Raw genomic sequence first — 11,411 nt, 5'->3', positions numbered from 1 at the left:
CAACACCCCCCCCCCCCCCGGGGGGGGTCGGCGGCCCCCCCCCCTGGCCCGCGGGGGGGGGGGCGGCCCCCCCGCCCGGCCGCCCCCCCGCGTTCAGGGGGCGGTGATGGCGTCGGCCACCAGTGCGGGTTCGTCGACCTGGACGTAGTGGCCGGCCCGCGTCAGCAGGCGCAGTTCGCAGTGCGGGAAGATCACGGAGAACTGCCGGGCGACGCGGGTGTTGAGATAGCGGTCCCGGGTGCCGAAGACGACCCGGACCGGCGGCTGGAACTCGCGCATCTCCGGGATGCGCCGCCTGCGGCTCAGCACCGCCCGCGGCAGCTCGTCGTTGAGCCGCCAGAAGGCCGGGCGTGCCGCGGGGAACTGCTCGTAGAGCCGTGCCACGTACGCCTCGCGCACCTCGGGGTCGCGGATGAAGCCGCCCACCTGCCAGGCGTAGAGCCTGCGGTCCAGATCGGGCCGGCGCCGTGCGACGGCGCGGGCCGCCGTGCGCAGCAGCGGGGTGGAGTAGAGCGCGATCGCCGGCGGCCGGCGCAGGGCCGGCGTCCAGTGGTAGTACGTGTTGAGCAGGACGAGCCGGGCCACGCGGTCGGGATGGTCCAGCGCCCAGTCGATCGCGGGCGGCCCCGAGGCGTCGTGCGCCACGAGGACCAGGCGGCGGTTCGTGCGGCCCGCCGTGAGGGCGTCCGCCACGGCGGCGAGGTCGGCCACCTGCTGCGCGACCGTGTAGGCGTGTCCCTCGGGCTTGTCGGACCGACCCCAGCCGAGGAAGTCGAACCGCACCACGGGTAGCCGTCCCTCCAGGTGGGGGAGGAGCCGGTCGTAGAGGCGGCTGCTGTCGGGGAAGCCGTGCATCAGGACCGCGGGCGCCCCGGGGCCGGCGGTCATCTCGGCGTACAGCCGGTAGGGGCCGCGCGACACGGCCAGTGCCTCGGTGGCCGGGGTCATGGCGACCTCCCTCGGCTGTGTGGGGCAGCCACCTCGTTCAGCGTAACGCCGTGCGTCGCAGGGGTTGTGGGAGCGCTCCCACAGCGGCATGCCCGCATGACCCCACGAGCCGTGATCCGCCCCTACCGCCCGGAGGACCGGGCCGCCGTCTACGACATCTGTGTGCGCACCGGCCACGAGGGCGGGGACGCGCGGCACCTCTACACGGACCAGGAGTTGCTCCCCGACCTCTTCGCCGGGCCCTACGCCCACCTGGAGCCCGATCTCGCCTTCGTCGTGGACAACGGGATGCGCGCCGTCGGCTACATCGTCGGCACCGCCGACACCGTCGCCTTCGTCCGGCGCTTCCGCGCCGTGTGGCTGCCGCGACTGGAGCACCGCCACCCGAAGCCGTCCGGGCCCCCGATCACCGCGGACGACATGATGGTGGACCTCCTGCACCGCCCGGAGCGCATGATCGTGCCCGAACTCGCCGCGTATCCGGCGCACCTGCACATCGATCTGCTCCCCGACTACCAGCGCCTCGGTTACGGACGGGAACTGATGGAGCGTCTTCTCGCCGCCCTCTCCGACCGCGGCGTCGGAGCCGTCCACCTCGGCATGGTGACCGCCAACACCGCGGCCCGGGCCTTCTACGACCGCGTGGGCTTCCGTGAGCTCCCCGTCCCGGACCCGGGCCCCCTCACCTATCTCGGACGGGAGACGTCGGGCCCGGGGCGGTGAGCGGGCACGTGCCCTGGAAAGCGCTTGCGGCGCGGCGGTAGGGTCCCGTCCGGCGAGCGCCGCAGGTGCCGCCGTACCGCCCCGACCCGGGAGGCCGTATGCGACTCGTGACCCGGACCGCGCTCCCGCACCCCTTCCGACTGCCGCCCGAGGACCGGGTACTGAGCCCGTACACAGGGTGGACCCGCGCGCATTGGGAGGCAGTCGCCGACGGCCTGCTCGCCGCCGTCGCCCCGCACGCGACGCCCGGTGGGGCGCTGTACCACCTCCCGGGGGACCGGCACAGCCACTCGGGCGTCCGCTCGGACGGCCTGGAGGGATACGCGCGGACCTTCCTGCTGGCCGCGATCCGGGTGGCCGGTGCGGGTGGTGACGACCCGTCCGGGCTGCTGCAGCGGTACGCCGACGGCCTGGCCGTCGGCACCGCGCGCCCCGGCGGCGACGGGCCGGAGGACTGGCCGGTCGTGGCCGACCGCACGCAGCCGCTGGTCGAGGCGGCGTCCATCGCCATCGGGCTCCGCCTGACCCGCCCCTGGCTGTGGGACCGGCTCGACGAGCCCGTCCGCGAACGCGCCGCCGCCTGGCTCTCCCGGGCCGCCGCGGCACGGGCCTGGCCCAACAACTGGGAGATGTTCCCCGCCACCGTCGGCGGCTTCCTGGGCGACCGCGCGGCCGTGGCGCGCGGGCTGGAGCGGATCGAGCGCTGGTACGTCGGCGACGGCTGGTACACCGACGGCGATCTGCGCGCCTTCGACCACTACAACGGCTGGGCGCTGCACCTCTACCCGGTGCTGGAGGCGTGGTTCTCCGGCGACGCCGACCTGATGGACCGCTACGGCGAGCGGCTGCGGACCCATCTCGCCGGTGTCTCCCGCCTCTTCGGCGCCGACGGCGCCCCCGTCCACCAGGGCCGCTCGCTCACCTACCGGGTGGCCGCGGCCGCCCCCTTGTGGCTCGGTGCCCTGACCGGCCGCACACCGCTCAGCCCCGGCACCACGCGGCGGCTGGCCTCCGGCGCCCTGCGCCACTTCCTCGACCGCGGCGCGGCGGGCCCCGACGGGCTGCTGTCGCTCGGCTGGCACGGTCCCTTCGCGGGTGTTCTGCAGGACTACTCCGGGCCCGCCTCCCCGTACTGGGCGAGCAAGGGTTTCCTCGGCCTGCTGCTGCCGCCCGGCCACCGGGTGTGGACGGCCCCCGAGGAACCCGCCCCCGCCGAGCGCGGCGACGCCGTCACCGCGCTGCCCGCGCCCAACTGGCTGATCCAGTCGACGGCCGCCGACGGCGTCGTGCGCCTGCACAACCACGGCAGCGAGGACACCCGTTACGCCCCCCACTACACACGGCTCGCCTACTCCACCGCCACCGCGCCCCTGACCGGCGACGCACCCCCCGACAACCACTTCGGCCTGCTGGACGCCGACGGCGGCGTCACCGCGCGCACCGGGCTCACCCCGCTCGGCGCCGGCCGGGGATGGGCCGCCTCGCGGTCCCGTGCCGGTGACCGGGCACGGATCGTGAGCCTCGTCCTGGCCAGGGGCGCCGCCGAGATCCGCGTCCACCTGGTCGACGGGGCGCCGCCCGGCACCCCCGTACGGCAGTCCGGCTGGCCCGCGGGCGAGGGCCTGCGCTCCGAACTGCTCCCGCTGCACGGGCTCTCCGCCGCCCCGGACCTGCCGCCCGTCCCGACCGCGTGCGCCGGCCGGGCCGTCACCCCCGTCCTCGTCGGCGAGACCACCGGACGCCACGGCGGTGACCTCTTTGTCTGCGCCGCCCGGCTCACCGGCGCCGCCGAGCCGGGACCGCTGCGCGCCCTCGCCGAGGCCGAGGTCGCCGAGGCGCCGGCCGGGCGCCGCGAACTGACCGTCACCTGGGCCGACGGCGCCACGCACCGGGTACGGCTGACACCGGCGGCCGTGGTCGTGGAATCCTCGTTCCCGGAAGGTCGTTGAGCCTGCCATGACTGACGAAGACCTCCTGCGACTGCTCACCGAGACCAAGGGGGGCGTGCTGGTCACCATCAAGCGCGACGGCCGCCCTCAGATGTCCAACGTCATCCACCACTACGACCCCGCCACGAGCGTGCTGCGGGTCTCCCTCACCGACGACCGCGCCAAGACCCGCAACCTGCGTCGTGACCCCCGGGCGAGCTACCACGTGACCACGGCCGACCGCTGGGCCTGGACGGTCGCGGAGGGCACCGCGGAACTCACCCCCGTCGCGGCGGACCGGGACGACGCGACCGTCGAGGAGCTCGTCGACCTCTACCGGGCCCTGCAGGGCGAGCACCCGGACTGGGACGACTACCGGCGCGCCATGGTCGAGGACAAGCGCCTGGTGCTGAAGCTGCACGTGGAGCGCGCCTACGGCCAGCCCCGCACCGCTTCGTAGCGGGCCGCCCGGCGGAGCCCGCCGCCGTCCGCCACCGCCGGGGCGGGCGGCGGCGCCCGCCCCGGCGGTGGCACCATCGTCAGGGAGGGCGGCAATACGCCGGAAAAGCGGCAATCCCGGTCGGAACGGTTCCGAAGGCCCTTGGGCGGGAGCCGGCCGGCCGTCGCCCGCCGATCTCACAAAGGGGCGCGGAACCGGAATGACCGGTGTAGGAGTTGTCGCTGTACATACTGGTTCTGCCGGGGCCGGACGGCTCACGGCACGTTCGTGACCGCCGACCAACGGGAGGTGCCGTGTCCGGCTCCAGTCCGAAGCGTTCCCTGCTCTCCACCCTCATCCCCGCCTTCGGGGACAACCCCTACGGGGAGAGGATGGAACGCATCAGGCGGTCGCCGAACTTCGCCGACGGGGTGTTCACCAACCCCCTGGGTGCCCGGACGGCGCCCTCCGGCTCGATGCTGAGGTTCGCCCGGACGTACTTCCGCAAGGAGGAGCGGGTCCGCAGGGCTCCCGCCGGGGCCATCCCGCTGCACACCACGACCCTCGCCGACCTGGCCGCGCCCCCCGCCTCGGGCCTGCGGCTCACCTGGATGGGCCACTCCACCGTCCTGGCCGAGATCGACGGGCGCAGGGTGCTCTTCGACCCGGTCTGGGGCCGGCGGTGCTCCCCGTTCTCCTTCGTCGGCCCCAAGCGCCTCCACGAGCCGCCGGTGCCGCTGAAGGAGCTGGGCGAGGCCGACGCGATCGTCATCTCCCACGACCACTACGACCACCTCGACATGCCCACGATCAAGGCGCTCGCCGGGACCGGCACCCGCTTCGTCGTCCCGCTGGGCGTCGGCGCGCACCTGGAACGCTGGGGCGTCCCCGCGGACCGCATGACCGAGCTGGACTGGCACGAGTCGACGCAGGTCGCCGGCCTCACCCTCACCGCGACCCCCGCACGGCACTTCTGCGGCCGGGCGATCCGCAACACCCAGCACACCCTGTGGGCGTCCTGGGTCGTCGCGGGGCCCGAGCACCGCGTCTACCACAGCGGCGACACGGGATACTTCCCCGGTTTCGCGGAGATCGGCGAGACGTACGGCCCGTTCGACGCCACCATGGTGCAGATCGGCGCCTACAGCGACTTCTGGCCGGACATCCACATGACCCCGGAGGAGGGCGTCCGCGCCCACCGGGACCTGCGCGGCGACGTCATGCTCCCCATCCACTGGGGCACGTTCAACCTCGCCCCGCATCCCTGGGAGGAGCCCGCCGAGGGCACCGTCACCTCGGCGCTCGCCGTGGGGTCCCGGGTCGCCGTCCCGCGCCCCGGAGAGCCCTTCGAACCCGCGGCCGGACTGCCGTTGGACCCCTGGTGGCGGGCGATCGCGCACGGCGCCGCCACCCGCACCTGGCCCGCGCTCACCGACGACACGCGGCCGGCCGCGCCCCAGCCGGACAGCACGCCCGCGTAGTGGCGCACGCCGGGGGTGGGGCAGGCACCCCGCCCCCGGCTCGCCCGCGACCGAGGAACCCGCCCCCGTGTCGCCCGCCGCCCGCACGTGCCGGGCCGTCGCCGCGAGGCCCGCCGCCGACGGGACGAGCAGCGGCAGGGGGACGGCTCCGCCGCGCCGCGCGGCACACCGGCAGGATCCGCGCCGGTCGCGCTGCGGTGTCCGGCGCGGGGCCGTGCGGCGCCTGGAGGGTGCCGATGAGCACGCCCCCGGCGCATGACGCCCCCGCGCGGGCCGGCCGGACATCCGCGGCGTGGGCGCGCTGTCCCGCGGGACCGCCCTCACCGGCCGTCCGCGAGAGTGGTCAAGGTGAAGCCGAAGGCGGCGGGTGCGGCCTCCAGGCGGTACGCCGGCAGCACGCCCGGCCCGCAGGACTGGCTGCCGATGCCGTGCTGAGCGTGGTCGAGGTTGACCCACAGCGTGTCGCCCGGCACGAGGTCGTGCGTGTGCCCGGCTGCGTCCAGCTGCTCGCTGGTCCAGTGCCGGGCGGTGAACCAGAAGGGCGGGGAGCCCTCGATCGCCACCCCCGTGCCGTCCTCGCGGCGCAATCGCACCCACCGGACGTCGGCGCGGGCGCCGTTCTCCTGCGGCCGGACGTACGGGGTCTGCAGCGCGTCGACCGTCGAGGTGTGGCGGCCGATACGGGACGCCGCCCGGGTATCGGGATAGGCCTCGCCCGGCCCGCCGCCGTACCACTCGGCCTCGGTCAGGGTGCCGCACAGGCCCAGGCGGACCCCGAGCCGGGGGAGCGGCAGCGTCCACTCGCCCTCCGGCGCGACCTCCACCTCCAGGCGCAGCCGGTCGCCGTCCGCGGTCCAGCGATGGACCGCGCGCAGCCCGAAGGAGCGGGCGGCCGGTGCGACCCGGGTCGTGACGATGAGCGCCCCGTCCTCGGCCACGACCCCGTCCACGCGGTGCCGCATCCGGTGCAGACCGGCGTCCCGCCACAGCGGGCCCAGGCGCGGGTCGGACTGCCAGGGCGCTCCCTCGTCGTTGTCCGTCGGCGCCCGCCACACGTCCAGCCGGGGCCCGGCGAGGGCGAAGCCGTCGAGGAGCCGCAGTTCGCCGGTGGCCGCGTCGAAGGTGCCCGGGCCCAGCAGCACCACGCCGCCCTCGGCGTGCCGGGGGCGGTGCGGGCGCACGGGCGCCGCGGCCGGTTGCCGTGCGTCGGCGCCTTCCGCGGCGGCCCACTGGCCCCACGCCACCTCGTGCCCGGCGGGTGCCCAGGCCGTGTCGTCCGCCAGGACCGCCCGCACCTGCCAGAACGCCTCCCCGGCCAGGTCGGGCGCGTCCGGTTCGGGCAGCTTCAGCTCCGTCGCCCGGCCCGCCGCCAGCGGCGGTACGGTGAGGTCGCCCCGGGCCGCGGTCACCCCGTCCACCTCGTACGACCAGGCGAAGCGCAGATGCGACAGGTCCGCGACGTCATGGAGGTTGGTGATGCGGACCGTACCGGCGGCGGCACCGCCCTCGATACGGACCGGTTCGACGACCTTCTTGTACTCGACCAGCCCCGGGGAGGGCGTCCGGTCCGGGAAGAGCAGCCCGTCGCAGACGAAGCTGCCGTCGTGCACCTCCTCGCCGAAGTCGCCGCCGTAGGCGAACCAGCGCCGCCCGTCGGGGGCCCGGCGCGTGATGCCGTGGTCGATCCACTCCCAGACGAAGCCTCCCTGCAGCCGCTCGTACGTCTCGAACAGCCGCTGGTACTCGCTCAGTCCGCCCGGTCCGTTGCCCATGGCGTGCGCGTACTCGCACAGGACGAAGGGGAGCGAGCGCCGCCTGGCGTCGAGCGCGGGATCGTCCAGGGGGAGCTCCTCGCGTCTGCCGATCCGCTCGACCTCGGCGTGCCGGGCGTACATCCGCGAGTACAGGTCCGTGTCGGCGCAGGTGCGATCTCCCTCGTAGTGGACGGGACGGTCCGGATCGCGGTCGCGGATCCACCGCGCCATGTCGGTCAGGCCGCGGCCCGTGCCGCACTCGTTGCCCAGCGACCAGACGAGCACGCTGGGGTGGTTCTTGTCGCGCTCGACCATGCGGGCGGCGCGGTCCAGGAGCGCCGGGGTCCAGCGGTCGTCGGCTGCGGGATTGCCCTCCCAGCCGGTCTCGGCGAAGCCGTGGGTCTCCAGGTCGCACTCGTCCACGACCCACAGACCCAGCTCGTCGCACAGGTCCAGGAAGGCGGGGTGCGGCGGGTAGTGACTGGTGCGCACGGCGTTGACGTTGTGGCGCTTCATCAGCAGCAGGTCCTCGCGCATGACGCCGGCGTCCAGGGCGCGACCGTGCTCGGGGTGGAACTCGTGGCGGTTGACGCCGCGGAAGAGGATCCGGCGGCCGTTGACCTTGAGCAGCCCGTCCTCGACCGCGACCGTGCGGAAGCCGATCCGGAACGGAACGCACTCGCCCTCCGCGGCGAGTCGTGCCTCGTACAGCCGCGGGATCTCGGCGCTCCACGGCTCGACGGGCACCGTGACCGGCTCGCCCGCCGCGATGTCGACGCCCAGCTCCGGCACGGTGATCCGGCCGCCGGACGGGGTGTCGACGCGCAGGGTGCCCTCGCCGGTGGTGTGGTCGTAACCGGCGTGCACGAACAGGTCGGCGACACAGCCGGCGGGCCGGTGCAGCAGTGTGACGTCCCGGAAGATGCCGGGCAGCCACCACATGTCCTGGTCCTCCAGGTAGCTTCCCGAGGACCACTGGTGGACCCGGACCGCGAGCACGTTCCCCTTCGGCCGGAGCAGATGCCCGACGGCGTACTCGGCGGGCAGCCTGCTGCCCTTGAAGACGCCCAGCTCCTCGCCGTTGAGCCAGATCCGGGCACAGGACTCGATGCCGTCGAAGCGCAGCACGGTCTCACCGCCCGCGGGCCAGCCGTGCGGCAGGGCGAAGGTGTGCCGGTGGTCGCCGGTGGGGTTCTCCGTGGGGACGCGGGGCGGGTCCACGGGGAACGGGTAGCGGACGTTGGTGTACGCGGGCGCGCCGTGGCCGTTCAGCACCCAGTGGCCCGGGACGGGGAGGATGTCCCAGCGCGACGCGTCGAAGTCGGGCCGGGCGAAGGCGGTGTCCTCGGCACCGGCGGTCGGCGAGAGGCGGAACCACCACATGCCGTTGAGGCTCATCCGGGCCGCGTCGGAGTCCGGCACCCAGGCGCGCGGCGGCAGGGCGCCGTGACCGGGGGAGAAGTCCTCGTAGTACGGGAGTTCCGGCCGATCGGCCGGTGAGCCGGACGGTTGCGGTGACAAGCTCATGCGGCTCCTCGGTCGGCCCCCGATGCCGTCTGCGGCGTCCTGCGGGGTGCGGTCGATCCGTGCGGTGCGGTGCGGGGCGGCGGCGGGCGCGGGGCGGCGGGCGCGGGGGCGGTGGTTCCGTCGCAGGGGGCGGGCCGTCACGTGCGGGCCGGGCGGGTCGACGGGATCCGCGACGACCGGCGCGCGGGCTCAGGGCCCCTGCCGTGGGGAAGCGCCCACCACGGTACGCGCAGGTGACGTCCCCTGACGTCCCCGCCGATCGGCGCCGCCCCCACGGACCCTCGCGTCCGGTCCCGTGCTCGGGCAGTGCGCGACCGGCGGCCGTGCGGCTGCGACTCACGTCCGCTCCACCGCCGGTCCCCCTCCCGTGCCGCCGCCGGCGCCGACGGGGGCTCACGCTATTGCGGCGGGCGGGAGTCGAACAAGCACTTCGCCCAAGCCCCGTCGGACGTCACGCGCCGGGGGAGGGCCGGGCCACGATCCGCCGGGCGAGCGCGGCGACGTCCACCGGGCGCGTGGTGTCCACCCGGTGCACAGTGCCCAGGGCCAGCGGTCCGGCCGTCCCGACCCAGGACCGCCACTCCTCCTCCGGGAAGCGCACGCTCTCCGTGTGCACCGGATGCCGCGCGGCCGCCCGCTCGGTGAACCTTCGGCGCGCGGTGTCCGGTGGCACGGCGCACCACACCTCGTGGACCTCGGACGCGCCCGCCCGTGCCAGGCCCGCGGCCACCACGGGCCGCAGGTGCGCCGGCCACGGACTCTCCAGCACCGCCCCCGCCGGTGCGTCGGCGAGCAGCGTCCACAGCGTCTCGCCGGCCGCGGCCCCGAGACAGCGGCTCCATTCCCGCGCACCGCTTCCCTCCGGGCGCACCGCGGCCAGTGTGTCGGCCAGGGTCTCCTTCACGGCGTCCTTGCTGAACAGCGGGAGTTCCAGTTCACGGGCGAGCATCCGGGCGAGCGTGGTCTTCCCCGCGCCGGGCAGTCCGTTGACCAACACGGCTAACATGCCGCGACCTTAACCATGCCGCGGGCGGCGATGCGGGCGCCGCCCCGCCTGCCGCGCGGACGCCGCCCCGCCCTTCGCGCGGACGCCGCCCCGCCCTTCGCGCGGACGCCGCTGCCTCACGGGCGCGCGGCGGCCGTCTCCTCTGTGACGTCGATGCCCGTGAACCGGGCCCAGTTGCGTCCGATCTCCCCCCAGCCCGCCACCGGTCCGGCGCCGAGCCGCCCGGTGAACAGGGGGCGCAGGTCGGTGTCGCGCTCGGCCCAGGCCGCGGAGAACTGGCTGCGCGTCACCCGGAGGCTGGTGTTGAGCTGGACGACGGCCGCGCGGGCGCAGTCCTCGCGCCATTCGTCGGCGCTCCAGGTGACGGAACCCGCGGGGGGCTGCGCGCCGAGAGCCAGGCTGAGGAAGCACGCGGCGTTGTAGGTGACGAGATAGCCGGCGGCCGCCCGGTTGGAGCCGCGGTGCCGGGGCGCGGAGCCGGCGATGCCCGCGCCGGTGTGGGCGTCCCCGTGCGCGTGGTCGGCGCCGTCGCGGTGATCGGCGTACAGCAGGCGGCGCAGCCCCCAGTCGGGACCGCCCCACATCCGGCCCCAGCGCGCCCAGCCCCCGGTGACCTCCCGCGCCACGTCCCGGAACGCGGCCCGCAGGTCGTCCGGCCCCGACGCGTGCCTGTCCCGCAGCACCTCGGCGGCGTGGGCGATGCGCACCGCCCCGAGGAAGGAACGGCGCCGGGTGCGCAGTGAGTGGCGGGGCCGCTCCATCCCACTTCTCGCTCCATCCCACTTCTTCGGAAGGAATCCACGCCTTCAGGCGGGGAGGGAATCCGATCCTGGGCCCGGAGGCGCGGAGCGCCGGAGTCCCCTGCCTTTTCGTCGTGACGGTCAGGTGGGCCGCTTCTGGTTGTCGATGTAGTCCTTCACCACTTGAAGTGGTGCGCCGCCACATGATCCGGCGAAGTAGGAGCCGGACCAGAAGCGGCCGTGCAGGGTGGCGCGGTTGACGTGGCCGGTGAACTCGGCTCGCAGGTAGCGCGAGCTGACGCCCTTGAGGCTGTTGACCAGGCTGGAGAGAGCGACTTTCGGCGGGTAGTGCACGAGCAGGTGGACGTGGTCCTCTTCGCCGTTGAACTCGATCAGGTCCGCTCCGAAGTCGGTGCACACGTTTCGCATGATCTCTTCGCAGCGCGTCAGCATCTCGTCGTTGAAGACGTTGCGTCGATATTTGGTGACGAACACCAAATGCGCGTGAAGGTTGTAAACTACGTGACGTCCGCGCCGTATATCGGGGTTTGGTTCCCAGCGTGGTGACATGCACCAAGTGTAGTGCGGTCGGCGGAATCGACGCGGAGGGGGTCGGCGGGATGATCCGTGCGTACAAGTTCCTCCTGCGGCCCACCGTGGGCCAGGCGATCGCGCTCGGCGAGATGCTGCGCGATCACTGCTCGCTCTACAACGGTGCCTTGCAGGAACGCCGCGACGCCTACCGACACGTCTCCAAGACCACCGTCCGATACGGGGACCAGTCGGCTCAGCTCAAAGAGATCCGGGCGTTCGACCCCGAGCGTCAGGGTCGATGGTCGTTCAGCTCGCAGCAGGCGACGCTCAG

Annotated in this window: 10 protein-coding genes; 5 read left to right on the top strand and 5 right to left on the bottom strand. The window is 74.5% G+C overall.

All coding sequences use genetic code 11. The features are described from left to right. Positions 1 to 93 precede the first annotated feature (93 nt). A complete protein-coding gene (locus AB0F62_RS41250; protein ID WP_361811554.1) occupies positions 94 to 948 on the bottom strand; it encodes an alpha/beta hydrolase in 855 nt (284 codons plus the stop codon). Between the two features lie 96 nt (positions 949 to 1,044). Between AB0F62_RS41250 and AB0F62_RS41245 the strand changes: the two genes are divergently transcribed. From AB0F62_RS41245 to AB0F62_RS41230, 4 genes are all read left to right on the top strand, one after another. Beyond that, on the top strand, positions 1,045 to 1,671 hold the full coding sequence (locus AB0F62_RS41245; RefSeq protein WP_361811551.1) for a GNAT family N-acetyltransferase: 627 nt from the start codon (positions 1,045 to 1,047) through the stop codon (positions 1,669 to 1,671). 98 nt (positions 1,672 to 1,769) lie between these two features. After that, positions 1,770 to 3,620: a DUF2264 domain-containing protein gene (locus AB0F62_RS41240; RefSeq protein ID WP_361811548.1), complete on the top strand. Its 1,851-nt coding sequence runs from the start codon at positions 1,770 to 1,772 to the stop codon at positions 3,618 to 3,620. A gap of 7 nt (positions 3,621 to 3,627) precedes the next feature. Then, a complete protein-coding gene (locus AB0F62_RS41235) occupies positions 3,628 to 4,059 on the top strand; it encodes a PPOX class F420-dependent oxidoreductase (protein ID WP_361811545.1) in 432 nt (143 codons plus the stop codon). Between the two features lie 293 nt (positions 4,060 to 4,352). Further along, positions 4,353 to 5,519 carry an MBL fold metallo-hydrolase gene (locus AB0F62_RS41230; protein ID WP_361811542.1) on the top strand — a complete coding sequence of 389 codons (1,167 nt, stop codon included), beginning with the start codon at positions 4,353 to 4,355 and terminating at the stop codon, positions 5,517 to 5,519. A gap of 320 nt (positions 5,520 to 5,839) precedes the next feature. Here the strand turns inward: AB0F62_RS41230 and AB0F62_RS41225 are convergent, their stop codons facing one another. The 4 genes from AB0F62_RS41225 to tnpA form a co-directional block, all read right to left on the bottom strand. Beyond that, positions 5,840 to 8,800, bottom strand: coding sequence for a glycoside hydrolase family 2 TIM barrel-domain containing protein (locus AB0F62_RS41225; RefSeq protein WP_361811539.1), 2,961 nt, complete (start codon positions 8,798 to 8,800; stop codon positions 5,840 to 5,842). A gap of 451 nt (positions 8,801 to 9,251) precedes the next feature. Further along, on the bottom strand, positions 9,252 to 9,806 hold the full coding sequence (locus AB0F62_RS41220) for an AAA family ATPase (RefSeq protein WP_361811536.1): 555 nt from the start codon (positions 9,804 to 9,806) through the stop codon (positions 9,252 to 9,254). 116 nt (positions 9,807 to 9,922) lie between these two features. Further along, the gene (locus AB0F62_RS41215; RefSeq protein ID WP_361811533.1) at positions 9,923 to 10,567 is read right to left on the bottom strand and encodes a hypothetical protein; all 645 of its coding nucleotides are present in this window, start codon (positions 10,565 to 10,567) and stop codon (positions 9,923 to 9,925) included. A 120-nt stretch (positions 10,568 to 10,687) separates the two neighbouring features. After that, complete coding sequence (gene tnpA / locus AB0F62_RS41210) at positions 10,688 to 11,116, bottom strand: IS200/IS605 family transposase (protein ID WP_361811530.1); 429 nt, start codon at positions 11,114 to 11,116, stop codon at positions 10,688 to 10,690. A gap of 50 nt (positions 11,117 to 11,166) precedes the next feature. Between tnpA and AB0F62_RS41205 the strand changes: the two genes are divergently transcribed. After that, on the top strand, positions 11,167 to 11,411 hold a 245-nt coding region (locus AB0F62_RS41205), incomplete at its 3' end, for a helix-turn-helix domain-containing protein (protein ID WP_361811527.1).

The organism is Streptomyces sp. NPDC026673, assembly GCF_040638135.1.
Taxonomy (GTDB): Bacteria; Actinomycetota; Actinomycetes; order Streptomycetales; family Streptomycetaceae; genus Actinacidiphila.
This window is presented reverse-complemented; position numbering and strand designations above follow the sequence as displayed.